This is a genomic window from Paraburkholderia sp. (assembly GCF_035501035.1).
Lineage (GTDB): Bacteria > Pseudomonadota > Gammaproteobacteria > Burkholderiales > Burkholderiaceae > Paraburkholderia.
Genome location: NZ_DATJWR010000087.1, coordinates 32,594 through 48,323 on the forward strand (window position 1 = coordinate 32,594; position 15,730 = coordinate 48,323).

Genomic DNA, 15,730 nt, shown 5'->3' on the forward strand with positions numbered 1-15,730 from the left:
GTCACCCAGGCGCACGCCGGTGCGGCTGTCTGATTCCCTTACCCGTGCTTCAGATCATCTGTGGTCCAGCCACCGCCGAGCGCGCGAATGAGGTCCACATTCGCATCCAGCTGCTGCGTTCGAAGCTCGATCACGCTGCGCTGCGCCTCGAGCGCTGAGGATTGCGCCTCGACCACGTCCAGATAACTCGACGCACCGCGCCGGTAGCGTGAGAGCGCAAGGTTCTCCGAGGTCTGCGCCGCATTGGCTGCGTCCTGCTGCTGATCCGTTGCGGTGCCCAGGTCGTCGAGCAGCGTGAGGTTGTCTTCCACTTCCCTGAACGAGGCCAGCACCACGCTGCGGTAGCGCGCTCCGGCCTCAGCCGTTGCCTCCTTCGCGGAGTCCAGCTGCGCCCGCCGCTTGCCGCCGTCCATCAGGTACACCGCGAGCGAGGGCCCGATCGCCCAGTACGAACTGGGGAGGCTCAGCAGGTCCCCCAGCACCGAGCTTTGCACGCCGCCCTGTGCGCTGAGCGTGAGTGTCGGGAAGTACGCCGCGCGCGCCACCCCAATGCGTGAATTGGCCTCCGCCACGCGCCGCTCGGCTGCGGCGACATCCGGCCGCCTTTGCAGCAGATCCGACGGCACGCCAACCGGGATCGCGGGCAACGGGATGGGTTCGACGCCCGGCGCAATCTGGAACTCCGACGGCGACGCGCCAACCAGCACGGCCACCGCGTGTTCGAGCAATGCTCGCTTCGCCCTGACCTGGGTGAGCTCGGACTGCGCCGACGACAACTGGTTGCTCGCGCGCGCCACGTCGAGACCCGAGACGATGCCCGCGCCATGCCGGCTGCGCGTCAGATCGAGTGCCTTCTGGTACGCCGCTTCAGTGCCTTCGATAAGCTGGATTTGCTGATCGAGGCCGCGCAGGTTGATGTAGCTTCGCGCCAGCTCGATTTCGAGGCTCAACTGCGTGGAGGCGAGATCCGCATGTGCCGCCTGTCCCTCGTCCTTGCTAGCCGCAACGGAATCGCGCACACGCCCCCAAAGGTCGACTTCGTAATCGACTTCGAGGCCGAGCGTCGCCGAGTTGTAGTCGGTCGGCCCCGTGGCGGAGCGCAACGGCCTCGTGTCCGACTCGCGCTCGCGCTGCACGTTGCCGGCGGCGCTGACCTGAGGATACTGTTGCGCGCTGACCTGCCTGATGTACGCCTCGGCCTGCTCGTAGTGGAACAATGCGGCGCGCAGATCGGGATTGTTCGCGATCAGCCGTTGTTCGAGGTCGTCGAGTTCGGGCTGCTGGTACAGCTTCCACCATCCCGCACGGTCGAGCTGGTCGGCCGGGCTGGCCAGTGACCACGGCCCCTGAGACCGGTACTGCGCCGCAACGGGTGCATCCGGCACTTCATAGTGCGGCGCGAGCGAGCACGCAGCGAGCGCCACGGCACTCGCGATCGAAGCCAATGTCCGGTACTTAGCCATGACTTGCAACCTTGGCCGCGGGGCTCACGATCTGAACGCGATCGCCCTCCACGAGGCCATCGGGCGGGGCATCGATCACGCGGTCGTCGCCGGCGAGTCCCGAACCGATATCGACCGCGTTTCCGAGGTCCTGCAAAATCGCAACCGACTTGAACCGGACCGCGCCGCCGCGATCGACCGTGGCGAGCCGCAGCCCGCGGTTGTCGAATATCAGTGCGCTGGCCGGCACCCGCAGCGCGCCGGCGCGCGCCGGCAGCGTAAAGTGCAGATTCACGAAATCGCCCGGCAGCAGCAGGTGACCGGGATTGTCGACCAGCAACTGCACGAGCGACGTTCCCGACGCCGCGTTCACGGAGTCGGCCAGCCCCACCACCGTGGCCGTGAAGCGCTTGCCGGGATACTCCGGCACGGTGAAGGTCCCCGTCCCGCCAGGTTTGATGACCGGTGCGTATTCCTGCGGCACACGCACGTACACCCGCAGCTTGTCCACGCTCGAAACGGAGAAGAGCTGCGCTCCAGCGCCGCTGCCCGCATTGATCAATGCGCCGACGTCGGTGTCGCGCGCGGTGATCACGCCGTCGAACGGCGCGACGATCTTCGCGAAAGCCTTGGTCGCGACGAGCCTGTCGAGGTTGGCCTGAGCCGCGTCCACGCGCGCCGCCTTCGCCGCGGAGTCCTGCGTGCGCTCATCGACCTCCTGGCGTGACACGGAATCGGAGTCCAGAAGGCTCTGCCAGCGCGCGGCAGTCGTTTTGGCGAGTACGGCATCCGCTTTCGCGCTCGCGAGGTCCGCCTTCGCCTGGACCAACTGCTGATCGAGTTCGGGCGTGTCGATCTCGGCGAGCGTTTGACCGGCCTTCACCTGGCTGCCGATGTCGACACTCCACGATTTCAGGTAGCCGCTCACCCGCGCATAGATGGGCGCGCTCTCGAAGGCCTCCAGCCGGCCAGGCAGGTCCAGCGAGCCGCCTGGCGCCTCGGGAACCGGCACCACGACATTCACCGAGGGGATGGCTTGTGCCTGCGTCCAGTCCTTGAGCTGGTGCTCGTGTCTCACGCGAAGCGTGGTGCCGGCAACGACGATCACGACGGCGAGCGCCCCTCCGACCATCCCTGCAAACGAAAGCTGGCGCTGCGCGTTTGCGCTGCGCGATGTGGGTTCAGACGACATGAATCGAATCTCCGGAAATCGGTGTGGTCGCAGTGCGCCCCGTACGCGAATGGACCATGCAAAAAACGGCGGGCACGAGGAACAGCGTGGCGGCAGTGGCGAACAGCAGTCCACCGATCACTGCCCGGCCCAGCGGCGCGTTCTGCTCTGCGCCCTCGCCAAGACTCAATGCCATGGGCGCCATGCCGATGATCATCGAGAGCGCCGTCATCAGCACCGGACGAAACCGGGTCGCGCCGGCTTCGAGTGCTGCCTTGAACGCGTCGCCGTGTTCGGCCAGACGTTCGCGGCAGAAGCTCACCACCAGGATGGAATTGGCCGTCGCCACGCCCATGCACATGATGGCGCCCGTCAACGCGGGAACCGACAGTGTGGTGTCCGTCGCGAACAGCATCCACACGATGCCGGCCAGCGCGCCGGGCAACGCGGCCACGATCACGAGCGGATCGGCCCACGACTGGAAGTTGACGACGATAAGCAGGTAGATCAGCACGACCGCCCCGAGCAGCCCGAAGGAGAGGCCCGCGAAGGCGTTGTTCATCGTCTGCGCCTGGCCGAGCAGGACGACCTTCGCGCCCTTCGGCGCCCCCTTCGCGTTGGCGGAAACGATGTGCCGGATATCGCCGGCCACCGCACCGAGATCGCGACCTTGGGTCGTGGCGAAAATCTCGACCATCGGCTGCACGTTGTAGTTGCTGACCACTTCGTTGCTGGCCGTGCGGTGAATGCTGGCCACGCCGCCGAGTATCTGCCCGTCGTTTGCCGCGCCACCGCCCGTGACAGGCAGATTCACCAGCGAAGCAAGCGAATCGAGGCTGTATTGCGGCGTCTGGAGAACGATCGAATATTCCACGCCGTTTGCCGCGTTGAGCCAGTACGTCGGGTCGATCTGGCTCGATCCCGCCATGTGCACGACGAGGCTATTGGTGACGTCGCGTTCGGTCAGGCCCTGCAGCGACGCGCGGTCGCGGTCCACATCGATATTGAATTGCGGATTGGCCTGGGATTGCTCGATGCGCGCATCGACCACGCCCGGAACATGGCGGATCTGGCGCAGCAGCAGGTTTGCATACGCGAAGTTGGCCGGCAGATTGTTGCCGCGAATCTGCAGATCGATGGGCGCGGGAGAGCCGAAGTTCAGAATCTGACTGACGATGTCAGCAGGCGGGAACGAGAACGTGACGCCCGGAAACGCGCGCGGCAGCGTTTCGCGCAACTTGCGCACGTAGGCGGCGGTGGGCCCGTGACCCTCCTTGAGCGAGATCTGGATATCGCCGTCCTGCGGGCCGATCGTGCCGGTGTTGTTGTAGGCCGTGTTGATCGAGCTGGTCGAAAGCCCGATGTTGTCGACCACGGTGCCCAGCTCCGATGGCGGAATCGTCGCGCGAACCTGCGCCTGCACCTCGGCGAAAATCTCGGCCGTGCGTTCGACACGCGTGCCAACCGGCGCACGCACGTGCAGCAGGATCTGGCCGGCGTCGACGTCGGGGAAGAAGTTGCGCCCGAGCAGCGGCATCAACGCGAACGACAACGCAACGAATGCGAAGAACCCAATCACGAATCCGCGACGCCGCATCAACACCAGTTCGAGCATGGCACTGTAGTTCGAACGAACGCGTTCGAATCCGCGCTCGAATCCGCGGTGAAAGCGCGCCAACGCACTGGCAGGCTCGCGGCCATGCTGCTCGTCGGCGTGCGCGTGCGGCTTCAGCAGATATTTGGCCATCGTCGGCACGAGCGTGCGCGAGAGGATGAACGAGGAAACCATCGCGAAGATCACCGCTTCCGCCATCGGCACGAAGAGGAACTTCGCCACGCCGTCCAGGAAGAACATCGGCACGAACACGATGCAAATGCAAAGCAGCGAAACGAACGCAGGCGTCACGATTTGCGCGGCGCCGTCGAGAATGGCGCGCTCGACATCCTTGCCTTGCTCCAGGTGCCAGTTGATGTTTTCGATCGTCACCGTGGCGTCGTCGACGAGAATCCCCACCGCGAGCGCGAGCCCCCCGAGCGTCATGATGTTCAGCGTCTCGCCGAGTGCCGCCAGCAGCGAAATCGACCCCAGAATAGCGAGCGGAATGGAGGTCGCGATAATGACGGTAGAGCGCCAGCTGCCGAGGAACAGCAGGATCATCACGCTCGTGAGCACCGCAGCGATCACGCCTTCGCGGGCCACGCCCGTAATGGCCGAACGAACGAAGATGGACTGGTCGCCGATCGGGTCGATCTGAAGCGCGTCCGGCAACGAGGCCTTCGCATCGGCGGCCTTGTGACGGATCCCGTCGATGATGGCCAGCGTGGACGCCGAACCGTTCTTGTACACAGTTAGCAGAACAGAACGCTTGCCTTCCACGTGAACGATGTTCGGCTGGGGAGGACTGCCGTCGGTCACATCGGCGACGTCGCTCATATGAACGACCGTGCCGTTGGCCGATTTGATGGGCAATCTCGCGATGGCCGCGATCGTCGGCGGCGCATCGTTCAACTGCAGCGTGTACTCGTAATTGCCGATCTTTTCGGTGCCAACCGGCGTGACGAGGTTCTGCGCCGCCAGCGCGTTGAGCACATCCTCGGCCGATAACGAGCGCGCTTCGAGCGCGGACGGCTTGACGTTGATCTGAACCTGACGGTCTTTGCCGCCGAACGGAAACGGAATGGCGGCGCCGGCCACCGTGGCCAGAATCGGGCGCAGCTGGTTCTTGCCGAGGTCCGCCAGATTCTGCTCGGAAAGCCCCTTTCCGGAAAGGGCGAGTTGGATGATGGGAACCGTCGACGCGTTGTAATTGATGATGAATGGCGGCGTGGCCGAAGGCGGCAGCTGCTTCAGGATCTGCTGTGAAATCGCAGTCACCTGCGCATTCGCCGTGGCAATATTGGTGCCCGGCTGAAAGAAGATCTTGACGATGCCGTAACCGGTGAGCGAGGTTCCTTCGATGTGTTCAACGCCGTTCACGGTCGTCGTCAACACGCGCTCGTACGGAGCCATGACGCGACCTTCCATCTGGTCGGGCGAAAGCCCCGTGTACTGCCAGACGACACTGATGACCGGGATATTGATCGGAGGAAAAATATCCGTAGGTGTACGAAATGCCGCCAGGAAGCCGACGATCAGGATAAAAACGGCCAGTACAACGAAGGTATAAGGCCTTTTCAGCGCAACGCGCACAATGCCAATCATAACAATTCCAGAATTTCAACGCCGGGGGCCAACCGCGACGCGGCCGCCCCCAGTTGCCAGATTCCCTTGACTCGCTCTAGTCCGGGTTTGAGGAGATCCGGCCCGCCGCGACCGGCGCGTCGGCAAGCTGACTCGAACGCTTGCCGTGGTGGTGATGGCGGGCGCCGATCAAGTGGATTACGGCAGCGAGGAGCCCGAGCACGATACCGAAGGCGACAATGCCCGACCAGCCGAAGCGGGTCATCAGCCAGCCGCTGACCGTCGTTCCGACTGCGCCGCCGAAGAAGGTGGCAGTCATGTAGAGGCTGTTGATGCGGCCCTGCGCTTTCGGATCCACGGAAAAGGCGCGAGTCTGGTTGGAAACGAGGCCGGCCTGCACCCCGATATCGAGCACGATGACGCCGACGACGAGCAAGGTCATCGAAGTACTGGCGCCCGCGAGCACCACGTAGGCAAGCGTCACGACGCCGATGCTGATCCCGATGACGCGGCGGAAGCCGATACGGTCGCAGCCATGGCCACTGAGTGAAGCGGCAAACGCACCGGCTGCGCCGATGAGGCCAAAGCCGCCTGCCCACGCACTGCCGAGGTGCCACGGTCCGCTCGCAAGGAGCGCGGCCAGATTGACCCAGAACGCGTTGAAGCAGGCCCACAGCAACGCCTGGATCATCATCGATTCACGAATCGGACGATTTTGGCGCGCCAGCGGCCACAGCGAAGCGAGCAGGCGCCCATACGAAAGATTCGTGGAGGGCACGCCGCGCGGCAGCAGGCGCGCTGCAGCGAACCACACGGGCACCATGAACGCCGCCTCGGCGCCATAAACCGCGCGCCAGCCATAAGCTGCGCCGATCACGCCGGCAATCGTGCGGCCGACCAGGATGCCCACCATGATCCCGCTCACGACCGTCCCGACCGAACGCCCTCGCTCGCTCGGCAACGACATGACAGCCGCGAAGGGCACGAGCTGCTGTGGAACGCAGCTGACGACGCCAAGCGCGAAGGAAGCCCCGATGAGCGCCCAGATACCGGGCGCAACCGCCGCCGCGCCCGCAAAAACGAAGGCAAGCGCGATCTGGGCGAGTACGAGCTTGCGCCGGTCGTAGCGGTCGCCGAGCGGCAACAACAGCCCGAGACCCGTCGAGAAGCCGAGCAGCGCCGCCGCGGCGACGAGATCGACCGACGTCAGGTTCACGCGCAGACCCGCCGCGATCAACGGCAGGATCGGCTGGGTGCAGTAGATGTTAGTAATCACGGCTCCGGCGACGATCGCCATCATGACGATCCTGCCGCGAGACGCTACCACGGGCGGGGCTGCACTCTCAGAGGTGGTGGTTCGGCCGCTCAAGGTGTTCTCCTTTTATTGAGCTTCCGGTATTGGCAGCGACATGCCGCTCTCCCGGATTCAGGTGGCAACGTTACGCGCTTGCATTTGCGAAGAGAATCCCTCACGATCAAGATTCATCCTTCCACCAATTGGTAAGGTCCATGGATCGCCTCGAAGCCATGTCCATCCTCATCGCCGTCGTCGATGCGGGCAGCCTTTCGGCTGCCGCGCGGCGCCTCGACATGCCGCTGGCAACGGTCAGCCGCAAGGTCGGGGAACTGGAATCGCACCTGAAAACGCGCCTGCTTCACCGCACGACGCGAAAGCTTTCGCTCACGGAATCCGGGGCCTCGTATGTGGCCGCGTGCCGGCGCGTTCTCGAAGAGATTGGCGAGGCCGAGCGCGCCGCGACAGGCGAATACGCCTCGCCCAAGGGCGAACTGATCGTCACCGCGCCCGTCGCTTTCGGGCGCATGCACATCGTGCCGGTGGTTGCGGATTTTCTCGCGCACTATCCCGAGATCGACATCAACCTCGTCCTCACGGATCGCGTCGTGCATCTGATGGACGAGCACACCGACGTCGCGATCCGCATTGGCGAGTTGCCCGACAGCACGTTGGTCGCGACGCGCGTCGGCGCCGTGCGCCGGGTCATCTGCGCGAGCCCCGACTATCTGGCAACGCACGGCGCGCCGGAAAAACCCGAGGCTCTCGCGAACCACCAGTGCGTGACCTTCGAAGTCCTCGCGTCCATGCGTGCGTGGGTTTTCGGCAACGGCAAGTCGGAGATATCCGTGCCGATCCGCTCGCGGCTTGCCGTCAACACGGCGGAAGCCGCCATCGCGGCCGCGACGCTCGGCGTGGGACTCATCCGTGTGCTGTCCTACCAGGTCGAGGACGCGATACGGGCCAACGAACTACGCATCGTGCTCGACACGTTCGAGTCCGCGCCGTTGCCCGTGAGTCTCGTGCATAAGGGACAAGCGCCGCTGCCGTTGAAGCTGCGCGCCTTTCTCGACTTCATGTCACCGCGCCTCAAGGCTCGTATCGCCCCCGCTTGATTGCGGGAGTGGCGCTACACCCTGCGGATTCAACCGGCCGATGCAACACACTGCAAGCCGCGTGAGCCGCGGGCGTGTTGCAGATGAAGCAGAGACAGCCGATCCATTCCGACGATTGATGGACCGCCGGAACCTGCGTTATTGACCGCGAGTATCAACACTTGTTCGCCGCGGGTGGTTTTTGCCACCGTGGATCGTGCGTAACCTTCGCTTCTCAAAGGGGAAACGCAATGGACATGTCAGCGATCACGGCAATGAGGGCATCTGCCCCCGTCACGCACGAGCTTTGGGAACATCCCGCTTACCGCAGCGTGTTTCGCAAGGACGCGCTCAGCATCGGGCTGATCCTTCCGCTCGAGACTCATCCGGATTCGCCCATGCCGACCATGCGCGATCACGCCGAAATGGCGCAACGCGCCGAGGCGATGGGCGTGGCCGCACTGTGGATGCGCGACATCCCTTTCTACGATCCTTCATATGGCGATGTCGGCCAGATCTTCGAACCGCTGGTCTATATCGCCAGCCTCGCGGCCGTGACGAAGAAAATCGCGCTCGGAACGACGGGGATCGTGCTGCCCATGCGCGAGCCGCACATATTGGCCAAGCAGGTGAATTCTCTGGACCAGCTGACCGGCGGCAGGCTCTTGCTAGGGATGTCCTCGGGAGACAGACCGTCCGAGTATCCCCTCTTCGGCATCGACTTCGATACGCGTGGCGAGCGGTTTCGCGACGCGTACCAGACCTACAGGACGGTGAGCGAGCAGCACTTTCCCGTTTTCGCGTCTTCCCGTTTCGGCAAGTCGGCCGGCACGCTCGACCTGCTGCCCAAGCCGCCCTATGGGCGCACGCCGACGATTGCCGTGGGCCGGGCCCAGCAGAGCCTCGAATGGATCGCGACTAATATGGACGCCTACCTCGGTTTCGTCCCCGGCCCCGCCAATCTCGATCAGTTTGCCCGCGACTGGAAGGAGCAGGTGGCGCAGTCGATGGGAAGCGATGCGTTCAAACCGGCCGCCTTTGGTGGCTTCCTCTATCTGCATCGCAACCCCGACTACCCGTTCCGGGCGATCAAGGGCGGATTCGCAATCGGCAGCCGCGCGCTCAGGCGTTTTCTCGAACAGGCCCGCGAAGCGGGCGTGAGCCATGTCGCCCTGAATCCGAAAGTCACGCCGCGCCCGTACACCGAAATACTGGACGAGTTGCACAGTGAGGTGCTTCCGTATTTTTGACGCCCCGTTATCACACCGGCATCGAATTCATTTCGGCGTGCGAATCGAGCCGTCCAGCGACGGTAAGTCCGTAGTGGGAAGAAGCACATGCGAGTCCATCCAGTCGTATGACTCGCTTTGGTGTGCCCACGCCCAATTTCTCGCTGGCGCTTTCGCTGCGCCCGCTGCCTGAGCCTCCCCACGCGGCACGGCTGCCGTATCGAGCCGTTCATTGGCTCCGCCCTGTCCACCGGCATTGCAACTATTCGAAGCGTCGTATCTCATCGTCCTTCACCTTGCATAATGCGTGTCGCCGAAGCATTCGGGGCATCGGCATTCAAGCCCCCTCGCCCGGCCATCAGCGTTGATAACGTAACCGTAGCCTCAAGATTAAGCTTCCTGCACAGAGCATCAACGCTGCCACGCGGAATTGACAGTTGCCGTATTCAACACAGTCATGGAAACACCGGGGTTTGCGATCCGGCACCATACGGTTCGCGCGGCTGCGCCGTGCGCAAACTTGCCCGTTTCTTCCCGAGTCCCCGCCTGCTGCGCGAACCCTGCACGTAAGGGTCGATTCACGCCGCGCCGGTTCGCCCGTTTTGGCTGGACACAAAAATGCCCGCGCAGACATCGATTCAATGTCTGCGCGGGCTCGCTGCATCAAAAGCGCGTCAACGCACGCAGAGGCTTAATTCACCACCGGCATCGTAAATTCAGGGCCTTTGTCGATACTGTCGGGCCAGCGCTGCATGATGCTCTTGTAGCGCGTGTAGAAGCGCACGGCTTCCTCCCCGTACGCGTGATGGTCGCCGAACAACGAGCGCTTCCAGCCACCGAACGAATGCCATGCCGAAGGCACCGGGCTCGGCACGTTGATGCCCACCATGCCCACCTGGATCTGCCGCGCGAAGGCGCGGGCCGTGCTGCCGTCGGATGTGTAGAGTGACACGCAGTTCGCCAGTTCGTGCGCATTGACGAGCGCCACCGCACTCGCGAAATCGGGCACGCGCACGATCGACAGCACCGGCCCGAAAATCTCTTCACGGTAGATGCGCATGTTCGGCTTCACATCGTCGAAGAGCGAGCCGCCAAGGAAGAAGCCCTCTTCGCGGCCCTGCACGGTATGGCCGCGGCCATCGACGACGAGCTTCGCGCCTTCCGCGACGCCCGAATCGATATAACCCAGTACCTTCGTGCGGTGGGCCTCGTCGATGAGCGGCCCCATGTCCAGATCGGGCTCCATGCCGCCGCCAATCCTCAGCGAACGCACACGCGGCACGAGACGCTCGAGCAGATCATCGGCAACACGCCCCACCGCGACCACCACCGAGGTAGCCATGCAGCGCTCGCCGGCCGATCCATATGCCGAGTTGATCACGGCCTCGACGGTCTGATCGAGATTGGCGTCGGGCATCACAATCAGATGATTCTTCGCACTGCCGAGCGCCTGCACGCGCTTGCCGCGCTTTGCGCCTTCTGCGTAGATGTATTCGGCCACCGGCGTCGAGGCGACCACGGAAATCGCAGCCACGTCGGGGTGCGCGATCAGCTCGTCAACGGCCTCTTTGTGGCCTTGCACGACATTGAATACGCCTTTGGGAAAGCCCGCTTCGATGAAGAGCTCGGCAAGCCGGATCGAAGCCGAAGGCGTGCGCGAAGAAGGCTTGAGCACGAACGTGTTGCCGCACACGGCCGCCATCACGAACATCCAGCACGGCACGACCATCGGGAAATTGAACGGCGTGACACCCGCGGCCACGCCAACGGGCTGACGCATGTTCCAGGCGTCCATGCCGCCTACGATCTGATCGGTGAAATCCGTCTTGAGCAGATTCGGAATGCCGCACGCGAATTCGACGATCTCGATACCGCGCACCACCTCACCCTTCGCGTCGGAAAACAGCTTGCCGTGATCGCGCGTGATCAGCTCGGCCAGTTCGTCCTGGTGCGCCTCGAGCAGCTCCTTGAACTTGAACATCAAACGCGCGCGCTTCAGCGGCGGGGTCTCGCTCCACGCCGGAAACGCGGCTTTTGCGGACGCGACTGCCGCGTCGACATCCGCCGCATCAGCGATCGGCACACGGGCGGATACACGGCCCTCGGCGGGATCGAAAACGTCGTCGAACCGCCCGCTCGCGCCAGCGGCACGTTGACCGTCGATGAAATGACTCAACTGGCGCACAGCGCCTTGATTAGCTTCGCTCATACGTCCTTCCTATCAGCGGATGCGAGCGCTGCCGCGACGTTCTCAACCGCCGCGCGCACCACGCGTCCTCATACAGCCAACGGTGCGCACCCGCTCTGTGCCAGGTGTGACGTGACTGGCCGCGCATCGCACCCCGTTCGGTAACCGAATGAGTTTCAGCGCGAGGTTAGAAAAAGCCTGTACGCGAATCGGGAAACCAGCATGTGACAGCACACATCGAGTCCAGTCCGCGTCAACTTGCGCCGAAACCGGTGACCGATACCACCGTGTTTCCGCGCTCGCCAGGATCAGCAATCGTCCGACCGCCGACCAAAACAGTCTACTTTCTATGGGTTTTCCCTGATGGTCTCGCTGAAGCGGTTTGGGGACATTCCCGGTTCGTTTCCGGCCATCGGATCGAAATGCGCCGATTCGCGACTTTCAACCCGGGCGGCGTCACGCAATGCCCAGCGCCAACTGTCCCGCCATCGCACCAGCCGGTTGATCGAGCTCCCCTGCACGGCTCAAGTCATAACCGAGCAGGAACAGCGCGCCCTCCACCCGCCGGAAGCCGTCCGCTCCAGAGCACCAGCTGGCGCCGGCTTTTTCGATAGCCGCAGCAAGAATCCAGTTTGCCTGGATGTTGACGCGGGCCCACTCGCGAGACCCGGACGCGCCTCCCAGAAGACGGGCGAACCGGTATGGCCAACGGGACGGGTCGCGCACGACCCTTTGAGCCTGACCGGGCGCCCAGCGAAACGCGAGGCTTGCAGGAACGCCATCGACTCGCCGCGTCGTGCTCAGCGCTTCCAGGTAACGTCTGACGAGAAAGCACAGCGCGGCGCCAACACGGCTGTCGTAAATCACGTGCGCGGGCAGCGCGAACGAATAATATTTCGTCCATCCCGAGTTCATTTTCGACGAGGGTATGGACGGGTCCGCGCTGCGGCCGAACACCGAGAGATCCGGCACATCCGATAGCAGCGCTTCACGTCCGTTTCGCAGCACCTGAACGAGCGATGAGTCCAACCCCATCGCCCAGGAGACGTTACTCTCGCTTGCGCGCGTACCGCGCCCGAATCCCCAGTCCATGACATGCCGGCAAGCGCGGCGCGTGAGTTCGAGAGCGGACTCGCTGTCTTCCGCGGCAATCGCCTGTTGCACGACCTCGCGGACCCGATCCACCTCTCGTTTGTTGCCGTCGTAAAAATCGCGGCCCCACCAGTAATAGCCGAACAGTTGCTCCAGGGTATCGACCTTGACGACGTAGACGGCGCCGTGCGCGTCTCGCTCCAGCCTTCCGCGGCAGCGGCTTCCGTAGTTATCGGGCAGCATGTCGCGCGGAAAACCGGTCGAGAATGCTATGCCAATATCCCCCGCCAGAATCTTCGACAACCAGGCCACAAAACCTTCTACATATTCGTCGTTTAAATAGTCTTCGCGATTGAACATGAATTGTCTTTCAACAGTCGTCGAATGCGCGTGGCGAGGCGCGGCGCGCCTCGCGTCAACGCGCGGCCGCCTGCTCGCCGTATGTCGACTCCCAGCCGCCTCCCAGGGCTTTGAACAGCGTGACGAGATTGGTCGCGGCCTTGGCCTTGCTCTGCTCGAGACTGCTTTGCGTTTCGAGCAGCTGCCTTTGCACGTTCAACACGTCGAGATAAGTGAGCGCGCCCGCCTTGTACCGTTGCTGCGCAACCTCAAGCCCGCGCTGGTTCATGCTCACGGCCGCGATCAGCCGGTCGCGCCGCCGTTGTTCGGCATCGTATGTGACTAGCGCATCGTCCACTTCCTTCCACGCCTCGAGAACCGTCTGCTTGTAGACGATCGCCGCTTCCTTCTGTTGCGCCTCACGCAGCTGGAGCGTTCCCTTCAGGCGCCCGCCCTCGAAGATGGGCAGCGTAATCGAGGGGCCGAGGACGTATTGCCCCGACTCCCAGGTGGCGAGATTCGAGAGCTGAAGGCTCTGGAAACCCGCGCTGCCGTTCAGCGTGATGCGCGGATAAAAGTCGGCCTTCGCCACGCCGATCGAAGCCGTCGCCGCGTGCAGGTCCGCTTCCGCCCTGCGGATGTCCGGCCTGCGTTCCACCAGTTCCGATGGGAAGCCGACAGGCACCTGCGCCGGAAGCACGGGCACGTCATGCGGGTCTGCCAGCGTCTGCTGCAGCGCACCCGGTTCCTCTGCAAGCAGCAGCCCGATCGCATTGATCAGCGTCTCGGACTGCGACTCCAGCGTCGGAATCAGGCTTTCGATGTTGTCCACCAGTGCCGATGCGTTGGCGACGTCGAGATCCGTCGTGACACCTTCACGCACGCGTACCTGTGTGAGCTTCAGCGAGTCGTTGGCGATATCGAGGTTTTCCTTCGCGATCTTCAGCAGCGCCTGCGTGTCGCGCAGCTCGATATAGTCCCGCGCGAGCTCCGCACGCGCGCTCAGCAAGATTGCGTTGCGGTCCTCCCACGAAGCCTCGGACTGCGCCGTCGCCGCTTCGACGCTGCGCCTCACGCGCCCCCAGATGTCGACCTCCCATGAGGCGTCGAAACCGAACTGGTACAGGTTGTAGGCAGGCGACCCCTTGGAGCCCGGCATCGCGGCCACGCCCAGCGGCGTGTTGCCCGCAGCCGATTGCGTCTGGGTTTGCGTCGGCGTCACGCCGAGCAGCGACAGAATGCCGTTCTCGCTCCCGCGCTCGCGGTTATACGATGCGGCTCCGTCGATGGTGGGAAGTTCGGCGGCACCCGCAACGCGCCGTTCGGCGCGGCTCTGCAGCAGGCGTGCCGACGCCGCTGCCACGTCCAGGTTCGCGTCGGCCAGCTGCTTTTCCAGATCGTCCAGTATCGGATCGTTGAACAGCGTCCACCAGTCCTGATCCAACGGCGCTTCCACAGGCTTGCTCTGCGCCTGCGCCGCTTGCGTGCGGTTGAACACCTCCGGCGTCGACGTCTGCGGGTGTTCGAAATTCGGTCCGAGCATGCAGCCCGTCATGGCAAGGCTCGCCAGCACCGCCGGGACGATCACACGCATAGAATTTTCGGTCGGGTTCATTTTCTTTGCGCTCCGTCATCGGTCGTCGCGGCATCTCGACCAACGGCCACTTCCGCTTCGACGGAAAGCCCAACACTCAATGCAGATGCTGCCGGCTGCCCACGGTCGATCGTGATCTTCACGGGGACACGCTGGACGATCTTCGTGAAGTTACCCGTTGCGTTGTCGGGTGCGATCGGCGCGAAGCTCACGCCGGTTGCCGGCGCAAGACTGTCTACACGGCCTCGAATCACCACGCCCGGAAGGCTGTCGACCGTCACGCGCACGCTTTCACCCGGTCGCATGTTGGTGATCTGGCTTTCCTCGAAGTTGGCAACGACATACGCTTCCGAGAGCGGCACGATCGCCATGATCGGCGTGCCGGGTGTCACGTACGCGCCAACGCGCGCCGAACGGCGGCCAATCTTGCCGTCCACCGCCGCACGGATCTCCGTATAGGAGAGATTGAGCTTCGCCTGCTCGAGCACCGCTTCGGCGTGCTGCAGCGCACCAGCGGCCTTGTCGCGTTCGGTACGCAGGACCTCCAGATTCTGCTCGGTCGCCGACAACGCAGCCTGGTCGTGGGACTGCTGCGCCAGTTGCTCGGCAAGCGTGCTCGTCGCCTGCTGTTGTTCCTGCGTCGTTCCCGCGCCGGTAACGGAGAGATTCTGGTAGCGCGTGGCGTTGGCCCGCGCAAATCCGATCGACGCGCCGTCGACCTGCAACGTAGCGCGCGCCTGATCGACCAGCGACGGCTGACGCGCGATCTCCGCGTCATAGTTCGCAACCGACGCCTTTGCGGCCGCCACCTCCGCTTCCGCGCTCATCAATGCGGCGCGGTAGTCGCGGTCATCGATGCGTACCAGCAGTTGGCCGGCCTTTACGTCCTCGTTGTCGTTCACCGGGACTTCCGTAATTTGCCCCGGGACACGCGGCGCGACGAGCGTGAAATCCGCCGTTACGTAGGCGTCGTTCGTGGATTCCGTATTCGGGCGATAAAGGAGCCGCACACAGGCCCATATAACAATAGCGACAACGACGACGACTGCAGCAATACGCAACAGTTTCGACTGGGATGGGGTAATCGATGCCATGGCAATCTGTCC

The 15,730-nt window shown here is 63.7% G+C and carries 10 protein-coding genes; 2 read left to right on the plus strand and 8 right to left on the minus strand.

The genetic code is table 11. The annotated features are described in order from the left end of the window. Positions 1-38: 38 nt before the first annotated feature. From VMJ11_RS06550 to VMJ11_RS06565, 4 genes are all read right to left on the minus strand, one after another. Positions 39-1,463: an efflux transporter outer membrane subunit gene (locus tag VMJ11_RS06550; RefSeq protein ID WP_325618131.1), complete on the minus strand. Its 1,425-nt coding sequence runs from the start codon at positions 1,461-1,463 to the stop codon at positions 39-41. Next, entirely contained in the window at positions 1,456-2,634 is a 1,179-nt protein-coding gene (locus VMJ11_RS06555) for an efflux RND transporter periplasmic adaptor subunit (RefSeq protein WP_325618132.1), read from the minus strand. The genes VMJ11_RS06550 and VMJ11_RS06555 overlap by 8 nt, the downstream gene beginning before the upstream one ends. Continuing rightward, positions 2,624-5,815 carry an efflux RND transporter permease subunit gene (locus VMJ11_RS06560; protein WP_325618133.1) on the minus strand — a complete coding sequence of 1,064 codons (3,192 nt, stop codon included), beginning with the start codon at positions 5,813-5,815 and terminating at the stop codon, positions 2,624-2,626. The genes VMJ11_RS06555 and VMJ11_RS06560 overlap by 11 nt, the downstream gene beginning before the upstream one ends. A gap of 76 nt (positions 5,816-5,891) precedes the next feature. Further along, positions 5,892-7,094, minus strand: coding sequence for an MFS transporter (locus VMJ11_RS06565; protein ID WP_325618135.1), 1,203 nt, complete (start codon positions 7,092-7,094; stop codon positions 5,892-5,894). Positions 7,095-7,303: 209 nt separating this feature from the next. Between VMJ11_RS06565 and VMJ11_RS06570 the strand changes: the two genes are divergently transcribed. Both VMJ11_RS06570 and VMJ11_RS06575 read left to right on the plus strand, forming a co-directional pair. Continuing rightward, on the plus strand, positions 7,304-8,203 hold the full coding sequence (locus VMJ11_RS06570) for a LysR family transcriptional regulator (RefSeq protein ID WP_325618137.1): 900 nt from the start codon (positions 7,304-7,306) through the stop codon (positions 8,201-8,203). Between the two features lie 254 nt (positions 8,204-8,457). Then, positions 8,458-9,432 carry an LLM class oxidoreductase gene (locus tag VMJ11_RS06575; RefSeq protein WP_325618139.1) on the plus strand — a complete coding sequence of 325 codons (975 nt, stop codon included), beginning with the start codon at positions 8,458-8,460 and terminating at the stop codon, positions 9,430-9,432. Between the two features lie 670 nt (positions 9,433-10,102). Here VMJ11_RS06575 and VMJ11_RS06580 read toward each other — a convergent pair. The 4 genes from VMJ11_RS06580 to VMJ11_RS06595 all read right to left on the minus strand — a co-directional run bounded on the left by VMJ11_RS06580 (position 10,103) and on the right by VMJ11_RS06595 (position 15,718). Beyond that, the gene (locus tag VMJ11_RS06580; protein ID WP_325618141.1) at positions 10,103-11,620 is read right to left on the minus strand and encodes a CoA-acylating methylmalonate-semialdehyde dehydrogenase; all 1,518 of its coding nucleotides are present in this window, start codon (positions 11,618-11,620) and stop codon (positions 10,103-10,105) included. A gap of 435 nt (positions 11,621-12,055) precedes the next feature. Further along, positions 12,056-13,051 (minus strand): hypothetical protein, encoded by a 996-nt coding sequence (locus VMJ11_RS06585; RefSeq protein ID WP_325618143.1) that lies wholly within the window; start codon positions 13,049-13,051, stop codon positions 12,056-12,058. 55 nt (positions 13,052-13,106) lie between these two features. Next, complete coding sequence (locus VMJ11_RS06590; RefSeq protein WP_325618145.1) at positions 13,107-14,645, minus strand: efflux transporter outer membrane subunit; 1,539 nt, start codon at positions 14,643-14,645, stop codon at positions 13,107-13,109. Next, positions 14,642-15,718 (minus strand): HlyD family secretion protein, encoded by a 1,077-nt coding sequence (locus VMJ11_RS06595; RefSeq protein WP_325618147.1) that lies wholly within the window; start codon positions 15,716-15,718, stop codon positions 14,642-14,644. Before VMJ11_RS06595 ends, VMJ11_RS06590 begins: the two co-directional genes overlap by 4 nt. Between the last annotated feature and the right edge of the window lie 12 nt (positions 15,719-15,730).

Bases quoted from the DNA above. Each gene is read 5' to 3' on its own strand.
- VMJ11_RS06585 (WP_325618143.1), bottom strand. From the start codon at position 13,051: ATGTTCAATCGCGAAGACTATTTAAACGACGAATATGTAGAAGGTTTT.
- VMJ11_RS06550 (WP_325618131.1), bottom strand. From the start codon at position 1,463: ATGGCTAAGTACCGGACATTGGCTTCGATCGCGAGTGCCGTGGCGCTC.
- VMJ11_RS06575 (WP_325618139.1), top strand. From the start codon at position 8,458: ATGAGGGCATCTGCCCCCGTCACGCACGAGCTTTGGGAACATCCCGCT.
- VMJ11_RS06595 (WP_325618147.1), bottom strand. From the start codon at position 15,718: ATGGCATCGATTACCCCATCCCAGTCGAAACTGTTGCGTATTGCTGCA.
- VMJ11_RS06560 (WP_325618133.1), bottom strand. From the start codon at position 5,815: ATGATTGGCATTGTGCGCGTTGCGCTGAAAAGGCCTTATACCTTCGTT.
- VMJ11_RS06570 (WP_325618137.1), top strand. From the start codon at position 7,304: ATGGATCGCCTCGAAGCCATGTCCATCCTCATCGCCGTCGTCGATGCG.
- VMJ11_RS06555 (WP_325618132.1), bottom strand. From the start codon at position 2,634: ATGTCGTCTGAACCCACATCGCGCAGCGCAAACGCGCAGCGCCAGCTT.
- VMJ11_RS06565 (WP_325618135.1), bottom strand. From the start codon at position 7,094: ATGATGGCGATCGTCGCCGGAGCCGTGATTACTAACATCTACTGCACC.
- VMJ11_RS06580 (WP_325618141.1), bottom strand. From the start codon at position 11,620: ATGAGCGAAGCTAATCAAGGCGCTGTGCGCCAGTTGAGTCATTTCATC.
- VMJ11_RS06590 (WP_325618145.1), bottom strand. From the start codon at position 14,645: ATGAACCCGACCGAAAATTCTATGCGTGTGATCGTCCCGGCGGTGCTG.